Here is a 23,357-nt window from a genome sequence, read left to right on the forward strand (position 1 = left end):
GGCTGTGGGATCGCCTCAGCGTGGTCGCCGAGGGGGAGCAGGGCTTATGTGCGAGGTGGCCCGGGGAGCAACATGTCCTGATGCGGGTCGGGTGGGGCGGATGGTATGCGCTGCCTCAAGGTGCTCACCGTCGATCACCTTTCGGGCGGGGAGGCCCTTCCTCCGGCACACCCGCGCGAAGATGCGGCTGATGGACCGTTCGCTCATTGAGCGGCGTCGGGATGTGGCCGTGGGACGGGGCAAGTTGTGGCATAGCCGCGTTCGGCGTAGGGGAAGCCCTGGAGTTCGACGTGCCGGCGGTCGTCGGCCCGAGCCCCGTAGTAGGCGCGGATTTCGGTGATCAAGCCCGTCTCGGACGAGAAGGCGTACCACTCATCGCCGCGCAGGAACCCGTCGAGCTCCGTCTTGTAATGGGTCCACTCGATGACGGCCTGCAGTGATTCCGGTTCTGCTATGAGCCGGTCGATCGTCCAGGCGGAGCCGATGGTCAGCACCAGGTTGCGCCAGTTCTCCGCGATGACCCGGTTGCCGACCCACGGCCCGTCGAGGCCGGGCGGAAAGTAGTGCACCGCGTCCGGGGCGAAGCATGCCGCCATCTTGTCCACGTCGGCCTCGTTGCAGCCGTCGAAGTAGGTGCGGAGGGTCTGTTCCATCCGCGCCCGCCGGGTCGCCCGGTCGAGGTCGCCGAACCTCGTCACAGTTCCACCTCACTGGTGTTGCCGTCCTTGCGGTTCGCCTTCCACCGCAGGTACTCGTTCTTGGTCTGCTCGCTCGGGGGATAGAGGCCTCCGGTCAGGGGTTCGCCCCGCCGTGCCCGGATGTGCAGGTAGGTCTCCATTTCCTCTTGTTCCAGTGCCTCATCGACGATCCGGAGGGCCAGCGACCTCGGGATGACGATCACCCCGTCGGGGTCCCCGACCAGCACGTCGCCCGGATAGACGGCCACGCCGGCGCACCCGATCGGGACCTGGAGATCGGCGACGTGGAACCGGCTCAGCCGGGAGGTCGAGGTGATGGCGCGGCTGTAGGTCGGCAGCGGGATCTCGCGCAGCGCGTGCCCGTCGCGGAACGCTCCGTCGGTGACGAAACCGGCGGCGCCCCGGTGCAGCGCCCGGGTGATCAGCATGTCGCCCGCGGAGGCCGCGGACACGTCGTCCCGGCTGTCGATCACCAGGACCTGTCCGGTCCGCAGGCTCTCCACTCCCGCCCACTGCAGGTTGTCCTCGCCGTAGAGGCTGTCCAGGGTGTCGATGTCCTCCCGGGCAGGGATGAAGCGCATCGTGAACGCCTCTCCGACGAAGCTCGCGGCGTTGGGATTCACCGCCGTGAGACCGACGAGGAACTGCTGACGCAGGCCGGCGGCGAGCAGCCGGGTGGCCAGCGTCGCGGTGCTGACGCGGCGGAGCTTGGCCAGCACCTCCGGATCGATGGACCTTGTCTCCTCACTCATAATTCCCATTCATTGAGACAGCTTGCCGTTCATTGGGACACCGGGGAGAATAGCCCGACAACATGTCCGCGTCCAGACTCGGGAGGTCGACGGTGCGATACGCGACGCTGCGGCAAGGAGGAGACAACGTCCTCGCAGTGGACGAAGGGGACGGCTGGCGCCGGGCGCGGCGCGCCGCGTCACTCCTGGAGGTGATCAGAGGCGACCGCCCCCGGGCCGGGGAGCGCCTGCCCGGCCGGCCGCGGTACGCCCTTCCCTTCCGTCCCGTGATGATCTACGGGATCGGGCTGAACTACCGGGACACGGTCGAGGAGATGGGCTGGGAGATCCCCGCCAGGCCCTACCTCTTTCCCAAGCTGCCGTCGAGCGCGATCGGCGACGGCGAGCCCATCCGGATCGACGACACCGTGACCCGGCGCGCGGACTGGGAGGCCGAGCTCGCGCTGATCATCGGCCGGACCTGCCGCCATGTGCGTCCCGAGCACGCCCTGGCCCAGGTGTTCGGTTACACCACGGCCAACGACGTCTCCGCCCGCGACCTCCAGGCCGAGGACGGGCAGTGGCTGCGCGGCAAGGGCCTGGACACCTTCTGCCCGCTCGGCCCGCTGGTGGTCACCGCCGACGAGGTCGCCGACCCGCAGGACCTCCGTGTTCGTACCTGGGTGAACGGCACGCGCATGCAGGACGGCACCACCGCCGACATGATCTTCCCCGTGGCGGAGCTGATCGCCTACTGCTCCCGCTTCTTCACCCTCTACCCGGGAGATGTGATCCTGACCGGTACGCCCGCCGGCTGCGGGGACTTCCGCCGGCCACGCCTCAGCCTCCGCCCGGGCGACCACGTCGAAGTCGAGATCGGCGGGATCGGGCGCCTGGGCAACCCGGTGGAGGAGGACGGACCGACAGGGGGAAGGGAGGTCAGTAGTCTTGCTCAGTGAGACACTGTTCTTTCCAGGACGTGGAGACCATGTGACCGAGAGCCCCCAGAGCCCCACCGTGCTCGGGCCGGGTGCGGGAGCGCTCGACCGCGGCCTGGCCATGCTCGACCATCTGGCCACGGTACGTTCCTGCACCACCTCCGACCTGGCACGCGTCCTCGGCCTGAGTCGCAGTACCACCTACCGGCTGGTCGACCGGCTGGTCAAAGGAGGCTGGCTGGCCAGCGACCCGGCCACCGGCAACCTGCGGCTCGGCCCGTCCACGGCGCGGCTGGCCGGTGCCGCGCTCGGCTCAGTGGACCTGAGGTCCGCCGCGGTCCCGGTGATCGCTCGCCTGGTCCGGCAGACCCGGGAAACGGCGAGCCTGGCCGTCCCCAACGGCCTCGCGATGGTCTTCGTGCACCGTGAACGCGGTCCCCGCCCCGTTGCGGTGACCGATGAGATCGGCGCCAGCCGTCCCTTCCACAGCACCTCGGTCGGGCGCGCCTACCTCGCCGCGCTGCCCGACGCACAGCTCGACGAGCAGCTCGACACGCTCCTCCGCGCGGCGGACTCCCCGCTCCACGAAGGCATGATCGCCGAGTTGCGCGCCACGCTCGAACGGACACGTCGACGCGGCTGGTCCGAGGACCGCCGAGAATTCGACGAGTCCAGCTGCTGCTGCGGCGCCCCCGTGTACGACCACACCGGACGTCCCATCGCCGCGATCAGCGTCGCCGGCGTCGCCGAGCGAATGGAGCACGTCATGGACGACATCGGCCACCTCGTCGCCGCCGCGGCGGCAGAGGTCTCCGCCGCGCTCGGCCACGCCCGCACCGCGATCTGATCCGATGCCCGCCCCGGGGCGATCGCCGGCTTCCCACTCCCATTCCCGGGGTGTTTCCTCCCTGACGGGAGCACTTGCCGCCACACTCTGCCACCAAGATCAGGCCACCCGCTCTCCGGCCTGCACGTCCAGGCGAGGCAGGACCGCGCCGCCCGCCCGACGAGCCGGGCGAGCTCCTGGTAGGCCAGTCGCACATCGGCGTAACGGCGAGGTGCGCGCCGGGTCGCGGCGCGAAGCAGCGCCGGGACGGTCATCGGGGGGAATCGGTGTTCATGACACCTCCAGGCCAACCAAATATTTGTTCGGTATGGTGGATCCTTCGGAATGAAGGTTGATGCCCGGGACGGTCGTCGTCCCGGAGCTTGAGGGGAGACCGTATGGCGGTGGCCAGGTCGCGCCGGGGGGCGCCCAAGGGGGAGTCGGGCAAGGCCGACGGCGCCTTCGACCGGCGTGCACAGCTGCTGGCGGTCGCAGCCGAGCTCTTCGCCAGGCAGGGCTACGCCAAGACGACGGTGCGCGACATCGCCGAGGCGGCGGGCATCCTGGCCGGCAGCATCTACCACCACTTCGCCTCCAAGGAGGCGATGCTCGACGAGATCCTCCGGGACTTCCTGTCCGGTCTGCACGAAGGCTACGCCGCCATCGAGGGCCATGACGACGACCCGCGGGAAGCCCTCAGCAAGCTGATCCACGTGTCGTTCTCCGTCATCCACGGCGCCCCGCATGCGGTCGCGGTCTACCAGAACGAATCGGGCAACCTGGCGCGGGAGGAGGCTTTCGCCTATGTCGGGGCCTACAGCGCGAGGATCGAGCGGATCTGGCTTCGGGTGCTCACCGCGGGCCAGGCGTCGGGGGTCTTCCGGCCCGACGTGGACGTCAAGCTCGCCTACCTGTTCATCCGGGACGCGATCTGGTCGACCGTGCGGTGGTACCGCGCCGGAGGGCAGTTCGACTCCGAGGCCGTCGCGGACCAGTACCAGAACCTTCTCTACGGGGGGTTGCTCTAGCAACCGTCGCAGGTCGCCCAAGCCGTTTCCGTGCTGGAACGGCTCGCGCTCACCTCAGGCGCAGGTGTTCGAAGAGCCTTCTGCGCTGCTCGTGCGGCTGCCCGAACAGCTGCGAGGTCGCATGGGCCCGTTTGAAGAGCATCTGCGCGTCGTGCTCCCAGGTGATCGCGATGCCGCCGTGCAGCTGGACGGTCTCCGCGGCGACCGCGTTGACCGCGTCGGAGCACCACGCCTTCGCGGTCGCCGCCCGCTCCCGCAGGTCGGGTGCGTTCTCCGCGACTGACCAGGCCGCGGCCCAGGAGGCCGTGCGCGCCGTCTCCACCTGCACCAGCATGTCGGCCATCCGGTGCTTGAGCGCCTGGAACGAGCCGATGGGCCGCCCGAACTGCTCTCGCTCCTTGGCATAGGCGACCGTCATGTCCAGGCAGCGCTGGGCCGTGCCGACCTGGAGCGCGGTGACGGCCACGGCCGCCACGTCGTGGAGCTCGCCGAGCAGGGCGCCGGCGTCGTCGGCCAGGACGCGCGCGGGCACGGAGGCCAGATCGATCCGGGCGAGCCGCAACGTCGTGTCCATGGCCGGGGTGTGCTCCCGGCGGACGCCCTCCGCGTGGGGATCGACCTCGTACAACCCGGTCGTGCCCGCGCCGGATTCCGCGACGACCAGCAGGACGTCGGCCGCCGCGCCGTCGAGCACCAGATGGGACGTCCCGGTCAGCCGCGCGCCGGGGGAGGCGTGCACGTCCGAGCGGTCGAGGTGCCAGCCTCCATCGGCCGAAGCCCACGCGAGCGCGGCCAACGTCGTACCGGACGCGATGCCCGGCAGTAGCCGCGCGCACGCCTCGGCGTGCTCCGACCGCAGGAGCGCCTGCGCGGCGAGCACGGCCGAACCCAGGAGGGGAGAGGGAGTCAACGCATAGCCGAGCCGCTCCAGTACCACGTGCGTTTCGAAGAGGGTGAAGCCGGCGCCTCCGAACTTCTCCGGTATGGCCAGGGCCGAGACCCCGATCTGCTCGCACAGGGTCGACCACAGCGCGGTGTCGTAACCGGACGGGGTCAGGACCGCTCGGCGCACGGCCTCGCCGGTGCCGCGCCGTCCCAGCAGGTCGCCGACGGTGGCGGCGAGCTCGGACTGCTCCTCGCTCAGTGCGAAAAACATGGGCGCTCCTCGGTGCGGGTCAGGGAGAGACGGCGGTGATGGCGGTGAGCACCCGGGCCCGGTGATGTCGCGGGGTGCCCCAGGCGGTGGTGAGTGCCCGGATCTTGTTGATCCACAGCCCGAGGTCGTACTCCTCGGTGTAGCCGATCGCGCCGTGCGTCTGGAGGGCGGTGCGGGAGGCGAGATAGGCGGCATCGGAAACCGCCGCCTTGGCGGCCGAGACATCGCGGCCCGCGTCCGGGCTTCCCGCGCCGAGCGAGACGGCGGCGCCGTAGACCAGGGGACGGGCGAAGTCGAGGGCGACGCGGATGTCGGCGAGGGCGTGCTTGACGGCCTGGTACTCACCGATGGCCCGGCCGAACTGGCGCCGTGACCCGGCGTACTCCACCGTGGTCGCCAGGGCGCGCTCCCCGGCGCCGAGCAGTTGGGCCGAGCAGGCGAGCACGGCGCCGTCGAGCGCGCGCTCCGCAGCGGCCGGTTCCAGGCGACCCACCTCCTCCCCGCGGTGCACGTCGAAGAGCCTGCGGGAGCGGTCCACGGACGTGCGCGCCTCGCCGGCCGCCGCCGTGAACAGTGTCGTGCCGTCGAGGAGGAGCACCTCGTGCGCCACGTCGGCGTCGAGGGCGAAGGGGGTCAGCGGTGGCGCGGCGACGGTCACCATGGTCGTACCGTCGGCCAGGGCGTCCAGCCCCGGCCCGCCTCCCGAGGCGGCGAGCAGGGCCGGGGCCAGCACCGCCGACTCGACGTGGGGGCCGGGAACCAGATGGCGGCCCAGAGCCTCGAACGCGACGACCATGTCGACGGGGCCGGCGCCCAGGCCGCCGTGGGCCTCGGGCACGCAGAGCGCGCTGACCCCCAGGTCGGCCAAGCGCTTCCACAGCTTCAGGCCGGCCGCGCCGTCCCCGTCCGCCCAGCGGCGTGAAGCGGCGGGAACGTCTGCATCGCCCAGCAGGTCGTCCAGGGACTGCGCGAAGCCGCGCTGCTCGTCGTTCAGGGAGAACCTCATCGGTTTCCTCTCGGCAGGCCGAGGACGCGCTCGGCCACGATGTCGCGCTGGATCTCGTTGGTTCCCGCGTAGATGGGCCCGGACAGGGCGAACAGGTAGCCGTCCATCCACGCGCCGTCGGCGACCGCGCCCGTGCCGCGCAGCTCCGCCTCGGCGCCGAGCAGGTCGAGGGCGGTCTCGTGCAGCCGTACGTCGAGCTCCGACCAGAAGATCTTGTTGACGCTTCCCTCCGCGCCGATGCCGCCGCCCTCGGAGATCCGTGTGACGGCGCCGAAGGTGTACAGGCGGTAGGCCTGGGCGGCGATCCAGGCGTTCGCGACCCGGTCGCCCAGGTCCGCGGCTCCGGACCCGCGTTCCCGCCAGAGGGCCGAGAGCCGGTCGGCGGCGGTGCGGTAGCGTCCCGGTGAGCGCAGGGACAGGCCGCGCTCGTTGCCCGCGGTGCTCATCGCCACCCGCCAGCCGTCGCCGGGCGCGCCGAGGACGTCGGTGTCGGGCACGAAGACGTCCTCGAAGAAGATCTCGGCGAATCCGGGATGGCCGTCGAGCTTGGGGATCGGGCGGACGGTGATGCCGTCCGCGCCGAGCGGGAAGAGGAAGTAGGTCAGGCCCTTGTGCCGCCCGGCCGCCGGGTCGGAGCGGAACAGCCCGAAGCCCCGGTGCGCGAACGCGGCCCGCGAGCTCCACGTCTTCTGGCCGTTGAGGATCCACCCGCCACGGGCCTCGTCGCGGACCGCGGTGCTGCGCAGCGCCGCCAGGTCGCTCCCGGCTTCGGGCTCGGACCAGGCCTGCGCCCAGATCTCGGTGCCGTCGGCCATCGGGCGCAGGTACCGGTACCGCTGACCGGGGGTCCCGTACTCGAACAGGATCGGGGCGAGCAGGGAGATGCCGTTCTGCGCGACGCGCGCGGGCCCGCCCGCCCGGTAGTACTCCTCCTCGAACAGGACCCACTCCAGGAGGGAGGCGTCGCGCCCGAGGTAGGCCGCGGGCCACGACACGACCGACCAGCGGTCCGCCGCGAGCGCGGCCTCCCACCGGCGGTGGGCCTCGAAGCCTTCGGCCGTGTCCATGTGCGGCAGCGGCGACTCCGGGACGTGCCGTTCCAGCCAGCCGCGGGCCTCATCCCGGAAGGCCCGCTCGCGGTCGCCGAGGTCGAGGTTCATCGGGTGTCCTCCGGTCGCGCCGCCGCGTCGCGGACGGCGCGGGCGTCCATGCCGGCCAGCGAGTCGGCGCTCACCTCGGCGTTGTGCGCGTGGGCGGCGTGGTGCAGTCCGAAGGCCGAGTCCATCCCGCTCCGCATGCCCTGCAGGTCCTCGGCCTGGTTGATGGCCTTCTTCGTCAGCGCCAACCCGAAGCCGGGCATCTCGCCGATCCGTTCGGCGATCGCCAGCGTCGCCCGCTCCAGTTCCTCGCGGGGGACGACGTGGTTCACCATGCCCAGCGCGTGGGCGCGCGCCGCGGTGAAGCGGTCGCCGGTGTACAGGAACTCCCGGGCCGCCCGCGGGTTCATCACCCAGGGGTGGGCGAAGAACTCGACTCCGGGGATCCCCATGCGGACGACGGGGTCGGCGAAGAAGGCGTCGTCGGAGGCCACGATGAAGTCGCAGGACCAGGCGAGCATGAGCCCGCCGGCGATGCAGGCCCCCTGGACCATCGCGATCATCGGCTTGGGGATCTCCCGCCACCGGCGGCACATGCCCAGGTAGACCTCTTCTTCCCGGGCCAGCCTCCGGTCGACGCCCGCCCTGCCGATGTGGTCCCACCAGATCACGGCCTTGCGCTCGAAGGACTCGTCGATGTCGCGCCCGGGCGTGCCGATGTCGTGACCGGCGCAGAAGTGCGGGCCGTTCCCGGCGAGCACGATCACCTTGACCTCGTCGTCGTCGACGGCGCGGACGAACGCCTCGTCCAGCGCGTAGGTGACCTTGGAGTTCTGGGCGTTGCGGTAGCGCGGCCGGTTCAGGGTCACGATCGCGACCGTGCCGCGCCGTTCGTAGGTCACCACCTGCTCTTCGGCGGAGGTCTCCTGGATCGTCATGCGCTCTCTCCTGACGGTCGTCGCGTTGCCGGGGTCCGGACCGGCCCGGAATCAGCTATACCAAACAAATGTTAGATTTGCTATCGTCGCCGCAGGCCGGCACAGGGAGCTCATATGACGGAGACGCGCACGTGGATCTGACGTACTCGGCAGCGGATGAGGCGTTCCGGCGCGAGGTCCGAGACTGGTTGGAGACGGCCCTTTCCGGCGACTTCGCCGGGCTGCGCGGGCTGGGCGGGCCCGGCCGCGAACACGAGGCGTTCGAGGAGCGGCTCGCCTGGGACCGGCACCTCGGCGCCCACGGCTGGACCTGCATCGGATGGGAGCAGGAGCACGGCGGGCGCGGGCTCGGCCTGCTCCGCCAGATCATCTTCCACGAGGAATACGCGCGGGCGGAGGCCCCGGCCCGGGTGAACCACCTCGGCGAGGAACTGCTGGGGCCCACCCTGATCGCCTTCGGCACCGGCGAACAGCGCCGGCGCTTCCTGCCCGCGATCGTCGCGGTGCGCGAACTGTGGTGCCAGGGCTACTCCGAGCCCGGTGCGGGCTCGGACCTGGCCTCGGTGTCGACCCGGGCCCGGCTCGACGGGGACGAGTGGGTGATCGACGGCCAGAAGGTCTGGACCTCGCTCGCCCACCACGCGGACTGGTGCTTCGCGGTGGCCCGCACGGTGCCCGGTTCCCGGCGCCACCAGGGCCTTTCCTACCTGCTCGTCCCCATGCGCCAGGACGGTGTCGAGGTCCGGCCGATCACGCAGTTGACCGGGACGTCGGAGTTCAACGAGGTCTACTTCGACGGCGCCCGCACCGACGCCTCGCTCGTGGTCGGGGAGCCCGGCGCCGGCTGGACGGTCGCCATGGGCACTCTGGGGTTCGAGCGCGGGATCTCCACCGTCGGCCAGCAGATCGGATTCGGCCGCGAACTCGACGCCGTGGTCGCGCTGGCCCGGCGCAACGGCGCGATCGACGACCCCGTGATCCAGGACCGCATCGCCCGCGCGCGCATGGGCCTTGACGTGATGCGGCTGCACGCTCTGCGCACCCTGACCGGGAACCGCTCGGGCACGCCCGGGCCGGAGGCGTCGGTCTCCAAGCTCCTCTGGGCCACCTGGCACCGCGGCCTCGGTGAACTCGCCATGGAGGTCGCGGGGGCGACGTCTCTCGTCGCCCAGGCCCCGCCCTACGCGCTGGACGAGTTCCAGCGGCTCTTCCTCTTCAGCCGCGCCGACACCATCTACGGCGGCTCCAACGAGATTCAGCGGAACATCATCGCCGAACGCGTGCTCGGCCTGCCCAGGGAGGCGCGACCGTGACCACCCCGGAGACCGAGCAGCCCGTCCCGGCCTACGTCCCCGGGCACCGGCTCCTCGCTCGGTCGTGGTCACCGCCGCGGCGGGAGCGGGCAGCCGCCGGGGCGTGCGGGCGGCGCCACGGGTCAGCGCGCTCGCCATTCGCCGGGACGTGAGCGGAACAGGTCTTCTTGTTCGTTCTTCGCCAGGCTTCCCAGGCTGACCAGCGATGGGGCCATCGCCAGGGCCTGCTGGCGTGACATGTCCCTGGCCGCCCAGACGGCGCGGACGGTCCCCTGGACGGCCGCGGGCGGGTAGGAGGCGATCAGGGAGGCCACGCGGTCCGACGCGTCCGGCAGTTCGGCACCGGGAACGACCTCCGAGACAAGGCCGATCTCGTAGGCGCGCCGGGCGGTGATCCGCTCGGCGGTCCCGGTCAGCGACATGCGCATCAGCTCCCCGAACGGCAGGCGCTGGCTCAGGTGCGTGGGCTCGAACGCCGCGACCATGCCGTACGAGACGTGGGGGTCGAAGAAGGTGGCGTGTTCGGCGGCGATGATGAACTCGCATTCGCCGAGCAGATGGAACGCGCCCCCGCAGGCCATGCCGTTGACCGCGGCGATCACGGGCTTCCACAGGCCGGCGGCCTTGGGGCCGAGCCGCTCGGACGGGTCGTCGACCATGAACGGCGAGCCGGGCTGGGGGACCACCTCGTCCCGGTCGATGCCGGTGCAGAACGCCCGGTCTCCGGCCCCGGTCAGCACGATCACCCGGACCGAGTCGTCGAAGCGGAGGTCCCGCCAGAGCCCGTGCAACTCGTCGACCAGTGTGCGGTCGTACGCGTTGTGCCGTTCCGGGCGGTCGAGAGTGATCCGCCCGACGCCTTCCGCGGCCTCGTAACGGAGTGTCCGGAAGCCGGTCATCTGTCCTCCCGGCGCGTGGGATCCGTGGTCGCCGTCCATCCTCGGTTATCTGACGGGCTTTCAGCAAGGCGTTCTCGGCGCTAACCTGACGGGTAGTCAGAAACGTGCGACTCCCGGGAGCGGCATGCGCGGTGACCTTCAGTGGGAGACGGTGCCCAGGCTCGTCGAGGACGCGGCCAGGCGCTTCGCCGGGAGCCCGGCCGTCGTCGACGGGCCGGTCCGGCTGAGCCATGCGGAGCTGGCCGTGCGGGTCCGGCGGGCGGCGGCGGCGATGATCGGGGGCGGGGTCCGGCAGGGCGACAGGGTCGCCCTCTGGGCGGCGAACTCGCACGAGTGGGTGGTCGCCGCCCTCGGCGCCATGACGGCCGGGGCCGTGCTGGTGCCGCTCAACACGCGGTTCAAGGGTCCCGAAGCGGCCTACATCCTCGGTAAGAGCCGGGCCCGCCTCCTGGTGGTGTCACCCCCGTTCCTCGGCAACGACTACCCCGGGATGCTGCGTCAGGCATGCGGCCCGGCGGGTGCCGACGGTTCGCTCTACAGGGAGTTGCCGCACCTGCGATCCATGGTGGTCCTCGGGTCCGCCGACTGGGAGCGGTTCCTCGCCGAAGGCGACGCGGTGCCCGCGGGTCTCGTCGCGGAACGGGCGGCGGCGGTTTCGCCCGATGACGTCTCCGACATCTTCTTCACGTCCGGGACCACGGGGCGTCCGAAGGGCGTGATGACGTCCCATGCGCAGAACCTGCGGGTCTTCGACACCTGGAGCGAGGTGGCCGGCCTGGCCCCGGGGGACCGCTACCTGATCGTGAACCCGTTCTTCCACACCTTCGGGTTCAAGGCGGGGGTCCTGGCCTGCCTGATGCGGGGCGCGACCATCATCCCGCAGGCCGTCTTCGACCCCGCCGCGGTCATCGAGGCGGTGGAGGCGGAGCGCGTCACCGTGCTGCCTGGACCGCCGACACTGTACCTGTCCCTGCTGGACCATCCCGGGCGTGCCGGCCGCGACCTCTCGTCGCTGCGGACGGCGGTGACCGGCGCCGCGGTCGTTCCGCTGGACCTGGTCCGGCGGATCCGCGCCGAGCTGGGGTTCGAGACCGTGCTCACCGCCTACGGGCTCACCGAGGCGACCGGCACGGTCACCATGTGCCGCCGGAACGACCCGGCCGAGGTCATCGCCGGCACGTCGGGCCGTGCGATCCCCGGCACGCGGGTGCGCGCCGTGACCGCGGACGGCCGGGAGGCCGCTCCGGGGGAGCCGGGCGAGATCCGGGTCCGCGGCTACAACGTGATGCGCGGCTACTTCGAGGACCCGGAGGCCACGGCCGAGGCCGTCGACGCCGACGGCTGGCTGCGCACCGGCGACGTCGGGGTCGTGGACGAGCACGGCCGCGTCCGGATCACCGACCGGCTCAAGGACATGTTCACCGTCGGCGGGTTCAACGTGTACCCGGCGGAGGTGGAGCGGATCCTCGCCGGGCACGAGCGGATCGCCGAGGCGGCCGTGGTCGGCGTCCCCGACCCCAGGCTCGGCGAGGTCGGCCTGGCTGCGGTGGTGCCGCGGCGCGGACCCCGGCCGGACCCTGAAGAGATCATCCGCTGGAGCCGGGAGCGGATGGCCAACTACAAGGTGCCGCGGCGGGTGGAGCTCGTGGACGAGCTGCCCCGCAACGCCGCCGGCAAGGTCCTCAAGCATCGGCTCCGCCCGTCCCCGGCGGGGGAGCCCACCCCATGACGATCCAGACGACGATCCGTCGAGTGCAGGGCAGGTGATCGACCGTGCCAGAGCTTCCCAAGATCATTTCAGTGGACGACCACGTCATCGAACCCCCGGGCGTCTGGGCCGACCGGCTCCCGGCCAGATATCGCGAGACCGGGCCGCGGGTGGTGCGGGCGCCGGCGGAGATGGACTTCGTCGGCGGCCGCTTCACCTTCCGGATGGCCGAGGAGGGCCCGCCGTGCGACTGGTGGGTGTACGAGGACCTGCGGCGGCCCCTCACCCGGCTGGACGCCGCCGTCGGCTACGAGCGCGACGACGTCCAGGTGGTCGGGGTCACCTATGAGGAGATGCGGCCCGGCTGCCACAGCGTGCCGGAGCGGCTCGCCGACATGGACGCGAACTGGATCCAGTCCTCGCTGTGCTTCCCGACCTTCCCCCGCTTCTGCGGCCAGACGTTCACCGAGGCCCGCGACCGCGACCTCGCGCTGCTGTGCGTGCGCGCCTACAACGACTGGACGATCGAGGAGTGGGCGGGCGGCTCGGGCGGCCGGCTCATCCCGCTGATCATCGTCCCGCTGTGGGATCCCGCGCTGGCCGCCGCGGAGGTGCGCCGCTGCGCCGCGCTCGGTGTGCACGCGGTGTGCTTCACCGAGATCCCGCCGCGGCTGGGCCTGCCGAGCGTGCACACCGACCACTGGGACCCGTTCTTCGCCGCCTGCGCCGAGACGGGCACCACGATCAACATGCACATCGGCTCCTCCTCGCAGATGCCCTCGACGTCGGAGGACGCGCCCGCCGCGGTCGGCTCGACCATCACCTTCGCCAACACGTGCTTCTCGCTGGCCGACTGGCTGATGTCGGGGGTCTTCACCCGCTTCCCCGACCTGACGATCGCCTACTCCGAGGGCCAGATCGGGTGGATCCCGTACGTGCTCGAACGGGCGGACACCGTCTGGAAGGAGAACCGCGGCTGGGGCGGCGTGGCCGACCGGGTGACGCGCCCGCCGAGCGAGCTGTTCCGCGAGCACGTGTACGGCTGCTTCTTCGACGATCCGCACGGCGTCCGCTCCCTGGAGGAGATCGGCGTCGGCAACGTGACGTACGAGACCGACTACCCGCACTCGGACAGCACCTGGCCGCACAGCCGGGAGCTGGCCGAGCGGCAGCTGGCGGGGCTGCCCGCCGAAACGGTGGAGGCGGTGGTGCGGGGCAACGCCATCCGCATGCTGCACCTCGGCCCGGACGGCCTCTGGACCGGGGCCGCGAGGTGAGACCGGCGCCGGGCCGGCGCGGCCGGAGGAGAGACATGAGGTGGAAGGGACCGGGATGCTGGACTACCTGATCAAGGGCGGGACGATCGTCGACGGGACCGGGGCCCCGGGGGTGACCGGGGACGTCGGGGTGCGGGACGGGCGCGTCACGGCGCTGGGCCGGGTCGAGGAACCGGCCGCGGAGACGATCGACGCCGACGGGCTGGTGGTGGCGCCCGGCTTCGTCGATCCGCACACCCACTACGACGCGCAGCTGTTCTGGGATCCGTACGCCACCCCGTCGAACGTGCACGGCGTGACGACTGTGATCAGCGGCAACTGCGGTTTCACGCTGGCGCCGCTGAAGGAGCGCGACGCCGACTACATCCGGCGGATGATGACGAAGGTCGAGGGCATGCCGCTGGCCGCGCTGGAAGAGGGCGTGGACTGGAGCTGGGAGTCGTTCGCCGGGTACCTGGCCGCTCTGGAGGGCCGGATCGCGGTGAACGCGGGATTCATGGTGGGCCACTGCGCGCTGCGCCGCTACGTGATGGGAGCGGACGCGACCGGCGGGGAGGCCACCGGGGACCAGCTCGCGGAGATGACGCGGCTGCTGCACGAGTGCATCGCGGCCGGCGGGATGGGGCTGTCGACCACGCTCTCGCACACCCACTCCGACGGGGACGGGCGGCCGGTCGCCTCCAGGTACGCCTCCCGGGAGGAACTGGTCGCGCTGTCCCGGGCGACCGGTGAGCACGAGGGGACCACCCTGGAGGGCGCGTTCGAGGGCTGTCTGGACACCTTCTCCGACGACGAGATCGACTTGCTCACCGCGATGAGCGTCGCGGCCCGGCGCCCGCTCAACTGGAACGTGCTGACCATCGACTCGCGCGCCCCGGAGAAGGCGCGGCGGCAGCTGGAGGCCTCGGCGCGGGCGGCGGACGCCGGCGGCCGGGTGGTGGCGCTGACCATGCCGGTGCCCGTCCCGATGAACATGAGCCTGCGCACCTTCTGCGCGCTCAACCTGATCCCCGGCTGGGGCGAGGTCCTCGGCCTGCCGATCGACCGGCGCGTCTCCGCGCTGCGCGACCCGGCGGTGCGGAAGCGCCTGCTGGAGCGCGCGCACGGTCCCGAGGCCGGGGTGTTCCGGCGGCTGGCCGATTTCGGCAAGTACGTCGTCGGCGACACCTACTCGGCCGCGAACGAAGGGCTCAAGGGCCGGGTGGTGGAGGAGGTGGCGGCGGAACGGGGGCTCGACCCCTTCGCGACCCTGATCGAGATCGCCGCCGCCGACGACCTGCGCACCGTGCTGTGGCCGATGCCGCCGGACAACGACGCGGCTTCGTGGCGGCTGCGGCAGGTGATCTGGGAGCACGAGCACGTCATGCTGGGCGGCTCCGACGCGGGAGCGCACCTCGACCGGATGTGCGGCGCGCCGTACACCACGCGGTTCCTCGGGGACGCGCTCCGCGGCCGCCGGCTCGTCCCACTGGAACGGGCGGTACGGATGATCACAATGGATCCGGCGCGGCTGTTCGGGCTGCGCGGGCGCGGCGTGCTCGCGCCGGGGCGGCACGCCGACATCGTGCTCTTCGACCCCGCGACCGTCGGCGCCGAGGACGCCGCGCTCGTGCACGACCTGCCCGGCGGCGGCCCGCGGCTGACGGCGGGCTCGACCGGCGTGGTCAGGGTGCTGGTCGGCGGCGTGGAGACCGTTCGGGACGGCACCGCGACCGGTGCCACACCGGGGGCCGTGCTGCGGTCGGGCCGCGACACGTCCACGGTCGCCACACCGGGAGCGCCGCGGTGACGGGGGCGGAGGAGCGGCCCGGCGCGCCGCTGGCCGGGGTCCGGATCGTGGAGGCGTCCATGCTCGGGCCCGGGGCCGTCACCACGCACCTGGCCGACCTGGGCGCGGACGTGATCAAGGTCGAGCCGCCCCAGGGCGACTACATCCGCGAGATGACCTGGCCCCTGGTGGAGGGCGTGTCGCTGATGCACCTGCACATCAGCCGGGGCAAGCGCAGCGTGGTGCTCGACCTGCGCACACCGGAGGGGCGGCAGGTCTTCCTCGACCTCGTCAAGGGCGCCGACGCCGTCGTGGAGGCGATGCGCCCCGGCGGGCTGGAACGCCGCGGCCTGGGGCCCGGAACGCTCGCCGAGGTGAACCCGCGCGTGGTGTTCTGCGGCATCTCCGGGTACGGGGCGACGGGCCCGTACCGCGACCTGCCCAGCCACGGGATCGCCTACGACACCTGGGCCGGCCTCGTCCGGCCGGAGCGGACCGAGGACGGCCACTGGGCGATCCCCGAGCACCCGTCGACCGGCATCAACGCCGGTCCGCTGTACGCGGCGCTGGGCATCCTCGCGGGGATCACCCGCGCCCGGGCGACCGGGACGGGCGGTGTCCTGGAGGTGGCGCAGTCGGACGCCGCGGCGTCGATGGACTGGCTGCGCAGCGAGACCTGGCGGGCCTACGAGCGGCCGGAGGACGAGGTCACCGGCAACCCGACCGACGGGTACCGGCGGCGGGAGCCCGGGACGGCCGGGATGCGCCACGGCGTGCGCTACCAGTTCTACGAGACCCGGGACGGCCATGTCCTGTTCATGGCGTCCGAACGCGAGCTGTGGCGCAACTTCTGCGCGGCCGTCGGCCGCCCCGACCTGTTCGAGCGGCATCCCGGCGCGCGCTACGCCGACCATGCCGTGGGGGACACCGAGCTGCGCGACGCGCTGACGGAGATCTTCGCCGGGCGTTCCAGCGCCGAGTGGATCGCGTTCGGCGTCGAGCACAACGTGCCCATCGGCCCCGTGAACACCCCCAGGACGCTGGCCGGCGACCCGCAGTTCCGGGATCGCCTGCCCTGGCTGCCGGCCGGCCGCCTGGGCGCCGACCAGCTCCCGAGCCCGATCCGGTTCGTCGGAGAGGAGCAGCGGGTCCCGGGTCGCGCGCCGTCGGTGGGCGAGCACACCGAGGAGGTCCTGCGCGAGGTGCTCGGCTACGACGCGGAGAGGATCACGCGGTTGCGCGGCACGGGCGCGCTGGGCGCCTGACCGGGACCGTGGCCGGCGGACTTCGATGTATGTGTCTATTGCGTAAATCTGACGACCCGTCATATTGTCGCTTTCACTGCGCCCTTGGAGGTGAGGCCATGGAACTCGCCCGAAAAGAAACGAGTTCTACGATCCCGCGCCGTGATTCGGAGCCACAGCCCGGCGGGGACCCCGAGCAGACGGACATCAAGATCCGTTCCCGCGGCGTCGAGCGCCGGTTCCGCGGCGGGCGGGGCCGGCTGCCGCTGCCCGGCCGCCTCCGGCGCCGGGCCGCCGACGGCGAGGTGCACGCCCTCGGGCCGCTCGACCTGGACATCGCGACGGGCGAGTTCTGCTGCCTGGTCGGGCCGTCCGGCTGCGGCAAGTCGACCTACCTGCGCCTGGTCGCCGGGCTGCTGCGGCCCAGCGCCGGACGCCTGGAGATCCGCGCCACCAGCCCCGACCCGGCGGCGATGATCTTCCAGGACTACGGCATCTACCCTTGGAAGACCGTGCTGGCCAACGTCCGGTTCGGCCTGGACGTGCAGGGCGTGCCGCGCAAGGAGGCGGCGGCGCGAGCCCGGGACTGGCTCGCCCGCCTGGGCCTCACCGACTTCGCCGACTCCTACCCCGCCGCGCTGTCGGGCGGCATGCGGCAGCGGGTGTCGATCGCCCGCGCGCTGGCCGTGGAGCCGGAGATCCTGCTCATGGACGAGCCCTTCGCCGCGCTCGACGCCCAGTTGCGGACCATCCTCCAGGAGGAACTGCTGGCCATCTGCGACGCCGACCGGCGCACCGTCCTGTTCGTCACCCACAGCCTGGAGGAGGCCATCGTCCTCGGCGACCGGGTCCTGGTGATGAGCGCGCGCCCCGGCCGGATCATGGCCGAGCGCGTCCCCCCGTTCGGCCGGCCGCGCAGCGGGGACGTCCGCAACTCACCGGAGTGCGCCGAGCTCAAGGCCGAACTCTGGCACCTGCTGCGGGGAGAGGTCGAGCCGCCCGGGAGGGGAAGCGAATGACCGGCGCCACCAAGGCGGAAGCGCCCGCGGAGCGGGTGATCGTACGCGAGCCGGGCGCCGCGGAACGCTCTCCGGCGCGTGCCGCCGCGCGCAGGCGGACGCTCGAACTCGGGCTGGCGATCGGCGTCCCCGTCGTCCTCATCGCGCTGTGGCAGCTCGCCTCGGGCCAGGGCTGGATCGACGCCAGGCTCTACCCGGCGCCGTCCACGATCGCCGCCCACGGATGGGAACGCGCCATCGACGGCAAGCTGTGGCCCGACACGTGGGCCACGACCCGCAGGGTCGTCCTCGGCTTCCTGCTGGGAACGGCGATCGGCCTGCTCCTCGGGCTGCTGATGGGCACCTCGCGGACGGCGCGCGCCGCGCTGGAGCCGCTGCTCGACGCCCTCTACGTGGTCCCGAAGCTGGCCCTGCTGCCGATCTTCCTCAACATGTTCGGCCTGGGGGAGGGGCCCCAGCTGGCGCTGGTCGCCGCGACCGTGTTCTTCTTCGTGTGGATCTCCACCATGTCGGCGATCATGGCCGTGCCGGAGGGCTACCGGGAGGCCGGAGCGGTCTTCGGCGCGAGCCGCCGGCAGATGTTCCGGCACGTGCTCCTGCCCGGCGCACTGCCGCAGATCCTGGTCGGCACGCGGATCGCGGCCGGCGTGTCCGTCCTGGTCATCGTGGCGGCCGAGTTCGTGGCCGCCACCGACGGCCTGGGCTACCTCATCTTCAACTCGCGCACGCTGTTCCAGAACGACGTCATGTACGTCGGCATCGTCTGCGTCGCCCTGCTCGGCGTGATCTTCTCCGAGATCATCCGGTTCCTCGGGCGGCGGCTCACCCCCTGGGCACCCGACGACCGCGACCGCGTCCGCACCTGACCGGCCACCCCCCGACCGGCCACCCCCGACCGGCCACCCCCCGACCGGCCGCCCCCGCCCGGCCGCCATCCGACCAGCCGCCCCGGCAGCGGAGGAACCATGAGATCTCCAGCCATCGTCCCGGTCATCGCCGCCTTCATACTCACCGCCGCCGCGTGCGGCTCGTCCGGGTCCACCTCGGCCGAGCCCCGCGCGACGCGGACGATCACCCCGGTCGCCGGCTGCGGCGCGGCCGCCTGGACCGACCCGGCCGACCTGAAGCCGGACCGCAAGCCCGCACGCTGCGAGAAGGGCATGCCCGCGGCCAAGCCGCTGCCCCGCAAGACCAAGATCACGGTGGCGTCGAGCACCGGCTCGGCCGAGTTCGTCGCACCCGTGAAGCTCGGGATCGCCAACGGCGAGTTCGCCAACGAGAACCTGGAGGTCGAGTTCAAGCAGCTGGGCGTCGCCGACTCGATCCCGCTGCTGGCGAAGGGCGAGCTCGACGCCATCTGGTCGGCGCCCGAGGCGGCCTTCTTCAACGGCCTGAACCAGCGGTTCGAGCTGCGCTGGGTGCTGGGCAACTTCTCCTCCGATCCCGCCTCCAAGTCCGGGCTGTGGGCGCGCGTCCCGCAGGGCACCGCGCCCGGCGCCGTCAAGTTCACCGCCGACACCCAGGTGGGGACGCTCATCGGCAAGGGCAGCGTGATCATGTACCCGATGCGGGAGGTGCTGCGCAAGCACGGCGCCGACCTGAAGAAGGTGCGTTTCACCAGCCTGGGCGGGCCCTCCGACGTCGTGACCGCGCTGGAGAACGGCGGGGTGGGCGCCGCCTGGGTCGTCGACCCGGCCTGGAAGCAGCTGGAAGGCAAGTCCGGTCTGGCCTTCCTGGGCGGCCAGCCGCGCGGCGAGCCGCTGGGCGGCATGATCTACGGGCCCAGCATGCTGCGTACCGACCCCGACGCGGGCGTCGCCTTCGTCCGCGCCCTCGTCCGCATCTACAACACCTACTTCAACGGCGACTACAAGAAGAACGACGCACTGGTCAAGCAGCTCGCCTCGGCCCTGGGTCTCGATCCGGAGATCCTCAGGGCCGTACCGTCCTCGCAGTGGGACTGGGAGATCCGCAAGGGCACCAGCGACCGGCTGCAACAGGCCTACGTCGAGGGCGGCGCCCTGGGCAGGGTCGTGCCCGAGAGCCAGGCGGTCGACCGCACCCTGTACGCCGAAGCAGTGGGCCACAAGCCCTGACGTCCTGGGAGGGCACGGCCCCGGCACCGTCTCCGGTGCCGGGGCCGTGTCGGCTCTCACGCGGCGCCGAAACGGCTCCGCAGATCGCTCTTCAGCACCTTCCCCGCGGGGCTGCGCGGCAGCTCCTGGACCAGCTCCAGCCGCTCGGGATGCTTCTGGACCATCAGGCCGCGCTCCCGGAGCCAGGCCGACAGCTCCTCCAACGAGGGAGATTCGCGTCCGGTCTCGGGGACCAGAACCGCGCAGCACCGCTCGCCCAGCACCGGGTCGGGCAGGCCGATGACCGCCACGTCACGCACCCCGGGATGCTCGAACAGCAGGTTCTCGACTTCCGGGGCGCTGATGTTCTCGCCCTTGCGGACGATCACGTCCTTGAGCCGTCCCGTCACGGTCACGAAGCCGTGCTCGTCGATCGTGCCGAGGTCGCCGGTGCGGAAGTAGCCGTGCGCGTCGAACGCCGCCGCGTCCAACGCGGCGTCGGCGTAGCCCGCCATCAACTGCGGCGCCATGGCGCGCAGCTCTCCCTCCTCGCCGGGCCCGGCGAGCCGGCCGTCGGACGTCACCACGCGCAGGTCCACCCCGGGCAGGGCGCGGCCCTCGGTGCCCGCGAGCGCCCAGTCCGGATCGTGCACGCTCCCCATCGACAGGATGGGGCATTCGGTCAGGCCCCAGCCGGACGCGACCCCGGCGCCGCCGAGCTCCTCCTTGACCTCAAGGTGCAGGCGCGGCGGCTTGGGCGCGCCCCCGCCCGGGCAAACCCGCAGCCGGGGGAACAGCCGTTCCCCCGGACGCTCCCGCTGGGCGGCGAGGTAGGCCTGGTGGAACGGGGTGCCCGCACCGGCCGTCGTGACGCCCTCCCGCCGCAGCACCTCGGCCGTGCCCCGCGGATCGAACGCTTCGGTGAGGATGTGCGCGAACCCGCCGAGCAGTCCGGCGAACAGCCAGACGATGCCGCCGATATGGGTGAACGGGAACACCAGGGCGTTGCGGTCCCCGGGCCCCATCGCCAGCCGCTCCGACATGCCGGTGGCGGTCGCCATGATGGCGGCGTCGGTGTGCCGCGCGCCCTTCGGGTCCGCGGTCGTCCCCGAGGTGTAGAACAGCCACCGCACCGGCGCGGCGCCGCCGCCAGGCAAGGGCGGCGGCAGGGACGCCGGATCGCCCTCGGGCAGCGCCCCGTCCACCACCAGCACCTTCATGCCGGGGTGCCGGGCCGCGACCCGTCGGGCCATCGCCGGATGGTCGAAACCGCGCCACTCGGGCGGGACGATCAGCAGCGCCGGCCGCGCCTGCCCGGCGATGAAGCCGACCTCCCGCTCCCGGTAGATCGGCAGGATCGGATTCTGCACGAGACCGAGCCGCGCCAGCGCCGCCACCAGCACGAGCGACTCGATCCAGGTCGGCAGCTGCCAGGACACATCGGCGATCGGGGGAGTGCCGCCGCCCGGCGTCCCGGGGCCGCGGGCCCCGGCGGCGGCGAGACCGGCCGCCGCCCGCTCCGCGGCGGCACGGTACTCGCCGAACGTCAGGCGCCGCCCGCGCTCGTCGACCGCCATCTCGGCGTCCGGAGTGGCCGCCGCCCGCCACTCGACCAGTTCCCACAGCCTCGACGGCCCCATCGTGATCACCCCGCGGGTCGTGCGTTCGGCCGGGCACCATCCGCCGCGGCCCTGGACATCGACTCGATCTGGGCGAGCATGGGCATCGGCTCCTGGCCGACCGTGCCGGGCAGGCGGGCCGCGATGTCCTCCATGGTCCAGCGGCCGGCGGCGTACATCGCGCGCACCTCGTGCGGCTGGTTCCACACCGCGATCTTGCCGCCGGCGGCGGTGTAGACCTGGCCGGTGATGTCGCGCGCCGCGTCCGACAGCAGGTAGCCCACCAGCGGGGCGACGTCCTCGGGCTCGCCCATTTCCGCCAGGGCGAACGGCACGTTCGCCGACATGCGGGTGCGGGCGACCGGCGCCACGGCGTTCGCGGTGACGCCGTACTTGTGCATGCCGAGGGCGGCGCTGCGCACGAGCGACACCACGCCGCCCTTGGCGGCGGAGTAGTTGGCCTGCGAGACGCTGCCGGCGTGGTTGCCCGAGGTGAAGCCGATCAAGCTGCCCGAGCCCTGCCGCCGCATGTGCTCCGCGGCGGCACGGAACACCGTGAACGTGCCCTTGAGATGCGTGGCGACCACCGGGTCCCACTCGTCCTCGGACATGTTGAACAGCATGCGTTCGCGCAGGATCCCCGCGACGCAGACGACGCCGTCGATCCGGCCGAACCCGTCGACGGCGGTCTGGACGACGCGCCGCCCGCCCGCCATCGTGGTCACGGTGTCGGCGACCGCGACGGCCGTGCCGCCGGCAGCCGTGATCTCTTCCGTCACGGCCGTGGCGACCTCGCTCGCCGGCTCCTCGCCGGAGACGCCGACGCCGTGGTCGTTGACCACGACGGCGGCGCCCTCGGCGGCGCAGCCGAGCGCGACCGCCCGGCCGATGCCGCGTCCCGCCCCCGTCACGGCGATGACCTTGTCCTTCAGGAAACCCGTCAACTCTCGCTCCTCGTATCCGATGGTCTGGCGGGGGGCTGGAAACACAGGGCCGCCGCGAGCGTCTCCTCGTGGCGGGACGCGGTCCCGAAGGAGGCCGCCAGCACCAGCGCCCGCTTCAGGAAGAGATGCACCCCGGTCTCCCAGGTGAAGCCCATACCGCCGTGCACCTGGACACAGGTCTTGGTGTTGGCCAGCGCCGCCTGCCCGGCCATGAGCTTGGCCGTGGCGACGGCGGCGGGCTGTCCGCCGTTCTCAGGGGCGGTGTCCGGGGTGTCCAGTGCCACGGCGGCGGCGTACACCGCCACGCGCGCCACCTCGGCGCGGGCGAACATGTCGGCGCACAGGTGCTTGACCGCCTGGAACGAGCCGATGGGGCGCCCGAACTGCTCGCGTTCCTTGGCGTACGCCACGGCCAGGTCCGTGGTGCGCAGCGCGATGCCCGCTTGCAGGGCCGCGGTGAGGACCGTGCCTTCCCGCCGCCACCGCTGCGCCGTCTCCGGTCCTGCGATCTTGTCGCCGCGCGGCAGCCCGACGGCGTGATGCAGCGGGGTGAGGGGGTCCAGCGGCTCGGCGACGGGGGTCAGCACGTCAGGTTTCAGCGCCTCGGGGTCCAGCCGCCGCACACCCGTGTCGTCCAGCGTGAGCAGCACGTCGAGGGCGTCCGCGTGTTCGACGAGCACCGGCGCCGCCCGTTCGGCGATCAACGGATCCGCGGGAAGGTCGATGAGTCCGGCCACCAGTTCCCCGGTGGTCGCGCCCGGAAGCGCGCCGGCCGCCAGGCAGGTGGCGACCAGCGGTCCCGGTGCAAGGGACCGGCCGAGCTCCTCGAACACCAGCGCGGCCTCGGCCATGCCCAGGGCGGCGTCGCCGTCCCCCGCGGGCGCACGGAGGGAGAACACCCCGATGCCCGCGAGGTCCCGCCACAGCGCCGGGTCGAAGGCCTCCCCGTCCGCCAGCGCCAGCAGCCGGTCCCGGCCGAGCCGGCCGTCGAGCAGGTCGCGCGTCGCGGCCTGCAGCGCCTGTTGGTCCTCGGTGGGCTGGAAGTCCACGCGTCCTCCTCGTCCGGCCGTTGC

General features: G+C 72.3%; 21 protein-coding genes. 11 read left to right on the forward strand and 10 right to left on the reverse strand.

The window, feature by feature from the left end:
• Nucleotides 1-203: 203 nt before the first annotated feature.
• Nucleotides 204-698, reverse strand: a complete 495-nt coding sequence (locus tag ABD340_RS09730) for a nuclear transport factor 2 family protein (protein WP_344588345.1) — start codon at nt 696-698, stop codon at nt 204-206.
• Complete coding sequence (locus ABD340_RS09735) at nt 695-1,450, reverse strand: RraA family protein (RefSeq protein WP_344588346.1); 756 nt, start codon at nt 1,448-1,450, stop codon at nt 695-697. The genes ABD340_RS09730 and ABD340_RS09735 overlap by 4 nt, the downstream gene beginning before the upstream one ends.
• Nucleotides 1,451-1,542: 92 nt before the next feature.
• Between ABD340_RS09735 and ABD340_RS09740 the strand changes: the two genes are divergently transcribed.
• From ABD340_RS09740 to ABD340_RS09750, 3 genes are all read left to right on the forward strand, one after another.
• Nucleotides 1,543-2,388 (forward strand): fumarylacetoacetate hydrolase family protein, encoded by an 846-nt coding sequence (locus tag ABD340_RS09740; RefSeq protein ID WP_344588347.1) that lies wholly within the window; start codon nt 1,543-1,545, stop codon nt 2,386-2,388.
• A 31-nt stretch (nt 2,389-2,419) separates the two neighbouring features.
• Nucleotides 2,420-3,214, forward strand: a complete 795-nt coding sequence (locus tag ABD340_RS09745) for an IclR family transcriptional regulator (protein WP_344588348.1) — start codon at nt 2,420-2,422, stop codon at nt 3,212-3,214.
• 377 nt (nt 3,215-3,591) lie between these two features.
• Nucleotides 3,592-4,221: a TetR/AcrR family transcriptional regulator gene (locus ABD340_RS09750; RefSeq protein WP_344588349.1), complete on the forward strand. Its 630-nt coding sequence runs from the start codon at nt 3,592-3,594 to the stop codon at nt 4,219-4,221.
• A 49-nt stretch (nt 4,222-4,270) separates the two neighbouring features.
• Here the strand turns inward: ABD340_RS09750 and ABD340_RS09755 are convergent, their stop codons facing one another.
• From ABD340_RS09755 to ABD340_RS09770, 4 genes are read right to left on the reverse strand one after another with little or no spacing between them, the layout of a single operon-like run.
• On the reverse strand, nt 4,271-5,377 hold the full coding sequence (locus ABD340_RS09755) for an acyl-CoA dehydrogenase family protein (RefSeq protein ID WP_344588350.1): 1,107 nt from the start codon (nt 5,375-5,377) through the stop codon (nt 4,271-4,273).
• A gap of 19 nt (nt 5,378-5,396) precedes the next feature.
• A complete protein-coding gene (locus ABD340_RS09760) occupies nt 5,397-6,383 on the reverse strand; it encodes an acyl-CoA dehydrogenase family protein (RefSeq protein ID WP_344588351.1) in 987 nt (328 codons plus the stop codon).
• On the reverse strand, nt 6,380-7,543 hold the full coding sequence (locus ABD340_RS09765) for an acyl-CoA dehydrogenase family protein (protein ID WP_344588352.1): 1,164 nt from the start codon (nt 7,541-7,543) through the stop codon (nt 6,380-6,382). The genes ABD340_RS09760 and ABD340_RS09765 overlap by 4 nt, the downstream gene beginning before the upstream one ends.
• Entirely contained in the window at nt 7,540-8,418 is an 879-nt protein-coding gene (locus ABD340_RS09770) for an enoyl-CoA hydratase (protein ID WP_344588353.1), read from the reverse strand. The genes ABD340_RS09765 and ABD340_RS09770 overlap by 4 nt, the downstream gene beginning before the upstream one ends.
• Before the next feature lie 131 nt (nt 8,419-8,549).
• Here ABD340_RS09770 and ABD340_RS09775 point away from each other — a divergent pair, with 131 nt between their 5' ends.
• A complete protein-coding gene (locus ABD340_RS09775) occupies nt 8,550-9,731 on the forward strand; it encodes an acyl-CoA dehydrogenase family protein (RefSeq protein ID WP_344588354.1) in 1,182 nt (393 codons plus the stop codon).
• Between the two features lie 122 nt (nt 9,732-9,853).
• Here ABD340_RS09775 and ABD340_RS09780 read toward each other — a convergent pair whose 3' ends face one another.
• The gene (locus ABD340_RS09780; protein ID WP_344588355.1) at nt 9,854-10,630 is read right to left on the reverse strand and encodes an enoyl-CoA hydratase/isomerase family protein; all 777 of its coding nucleotides are present in this window, start codon (nt 10,628-10,630) and stop codon (nt 9,854-9,856) included.
• Between the two features lie 124 nt (nt 10,631-10,754).
• Here ABD340_RS09780 and ABD340_RS09785 point away from each other — a divergent pair, with 124 nt between their 5' ends.
• From ABD340_RS09785 to ABD340_RS09815, 7 genes are all read left to right on the forward strand, one after another.
• Entirely contained in the window at nt 10,755-12,359 is a 1,605-nt protein-coding gene (locus ABD340_RS09785) for a FadD3 family acyl-CoA ligase (protein WP_344588356.1), read from the forward strand.
• Nucleotides 12,360-12,403: 44 nt separating this feature from the next.
• Nucleotides 12,404-13,615 carry an amidohydrolase family protein gene (locus tag ABD340_RS09790; RefSeq protein WP_344588357.1) on the forward strand — a complete coding sequence of 404 codons (1,212 nt, stop codon included), beginning with the start codon at nt 12,404-12,406 and terminating at the stop codon, nt 13,613-13,615.
• 40 nt (nt 13,616-13,655) lie between these two features.
• Nucleotides 13,656-15,404: an N-acyl-D-amino-acid deacylase family protein gene (locus ABD340_RS09795; RefSeq protein WP_344588358.1), complete on the forward strand. Its 1,749-nt coding sequence runs from the start codon at nt 13,656-13,658 to the stop codon at nt 15,402-15,404.
• On the forward strand, nt 15,401-16,648 hold the full coding sequence (locus tag ABD340_RS09800; RefSeq protein WP_344588359.1) for a CaiB/BaiF CoA transferase family protein: 1,248 nt from the start codon (nt 15,401-15,403) through the stop codon (nt 16,646-16,648). Before ABD340_RS09795 ends, ABD340_RS09800 begins: the two co-directional genes overlap by 4 nt.
• 98 nt (nt 16,649-16,746) lie before the next feature.
• Complete coding sequence (locus ABD340_RS09805; RefSeq protein WP_344588360.1) at nt 16,747-17,646, forward strand: ABC transporter ATP-binding protein; 900 nt, start codon at nt 16,747-16,749, stop codon at nt 17,644-17,646.
• A complete protein-coding gene (locus tag ABD340_RS09810; protein WP_344588361.1) occupies nt 17,643-18,512 on the forward strand; it encodes an ABC transporter permease in 870 nt (289 codons plus the stop codon). Before ABD340_RS09805 ends, ABD340_RS09810 begins: the two co-directional genes overlap by 4 nt.
• Before the next feature lie 99 nt (nt 18,513-18,611).
• Nucleotides 18,612-19,742, forward strand: coding sequence for an ABC transporter substrate-binding protein (locus ABD340_RS09815; RefSeq protein ID WP_344588362.1), 1,131 nt, complete (start codon nt 18,612-18,614; stop codon nt 19,740-19,742).
• Nucleotides 19,743-19,798: 56 nt separating this feature from the next.
• Here the strand turns inward: ABD340_RS09815 and ABD340_RS09820 are convergent, their stop codons facing one another.
• The 3 genes from ABD340_RS09820 to ABD340_RS09830 are packed head-to-tail and all read right to left on the reverse strand — an operon-like array spanning nt 19,799 to nt 23,333.
• Nucleotides 19,799-21,361 (reverse strand): AMP-binding protein, encoded by a 1,563-nt coding sequence (locus ABD340_RS09820; protein WP_344588363.1) that lies wholly within the window; start codon nt 21,359-21,361, stop codon nt 19,799-19,801.
• A gap of 5 nt (nt 21,362-21,366) precedes the next feature.
• Entirely contained in the window at nt 21,367-22,284 is a 918-nt protein-coding gene (locus tag ABD340_RS09825) for an SDR family NAD(P)-dependent oxidoreductase (RefSeq protein WP_344588364.1), read from the reverse strand.
• The gene (locus ABD340_RS09830) at nt 22,281-23,333 is read right to left on the reverse strand and encodes an acyl-CoA dehydrogenase family protein (protein WP_344588365.1); all 1,053 of its coding nucleotides are present in this window, start codon (nt 23,331-23,333) and stop codon (nt 22,281-22,283) included. Before ABD340_RS09830 ends, ABD340_RS09825 begins: the two co-directional genes overlap by 4 nt.
• Nucleotides 23,334-23,357: the final 24 nt, after the last annotated feature.

The sequence above is a fragment of the Actinomadura vinacea genome (assembly GCF_039532545.1).
GTDB classification, from domain to species: Bacteria; Actinomycetota; Actinomycetes; order Streptosporangiales; family Streptosporangiaceae; genus Spirillospora; species Spirillospora vinacea.

Bases quoted from the DNA above. Each gene is read 5' to 3' on its own strand.
- ABD340_RS09735 (WP_344588346.1), bottom strand. From the start codon at position 1,450: ATGAGTGAGGAGACAAGGTCCATCGATCCGGAGGTGCTGGCCAAGCTC.
- ABD340_RS09750 (WP_344588349.1), top strand. From the start codon at position 3,592: ATGGCGGTGGCCAGGTCGCGCCGGGGGGCGCCCAAGGGGGAGTCGGGC.
- ABD340_RS09755 (WP_344588350.1), bottom strand. From the start codon at position 5,377: ATGTTTTTCGCACTGAGCGAGGAGCAGTCCGAGCTCGCCGCCACCGTC.
- ABD340_RS09760 (WP_344588351.1), bottom strand. From the start codon at position 6,383: ATGAGGTTCTCCCTGAACGACGAGCAGCGCGGCTTCGCGCAGTCCCTG.
- ABD340_RS09765 (WP_344588352.1), bottom strand. From the start codon at position 7,543: ATGAACCTCGACCTCGGCGACCGCGAGCGGGCCTTCCGGGATGAGGCC.
- ABD340_RS09770 (WP_344588353.1), bottom strand. From the start codon at position 8,418: ATGACGATCCAGGAGACCTCCGCCGAAGAGCAGGTGGTGACCTACGAA.
- ABD340_RS09780 (WP_344588355.1), bottom strand. From the start codon at position 10,630: ATGACCGGCTTCCGGACACTCCGTTACGAGGCCGCGGAAGGCGTCGGG.
- ABD340_RS09785 (WP_344588356.1), top strand. From the start codon at position 10,755: ATGCGCGGTGACCTTCAGTGGGAGACGGTGCCCAGGCTCGTCGAGGAC.
- ABD340_RS09805 (WP_344588360.1), top strand. From the start codon at position 16,747: ATGGAACTCGCCCGAAAAGAAACGAGTTCTACGATCCCGCGCCGTGAT.
- ABD340_RS09810 (WP_344588361.1), top strand. From the start codon at position 17,643: ATGACCGGCGCCACCAAGGCGGAAGCGCCCGCGGAGCGGGTGATCGTA.
- ABD340_RS09815 (WP_344588362.1), top strand. From the start codon at position 18,612: ATGAGATCTCCAGCCATCGTCCCGGTCATCGCCGCCTTCATACTCACC.
- ABD340_RS09820 (WP_344588363.1), bottom strand. From the start codon at position 21,361: ATGGGGCCGTCGAGGCTGTGGGAACTGGTCGAGTGGCGGGCGGCGGCC.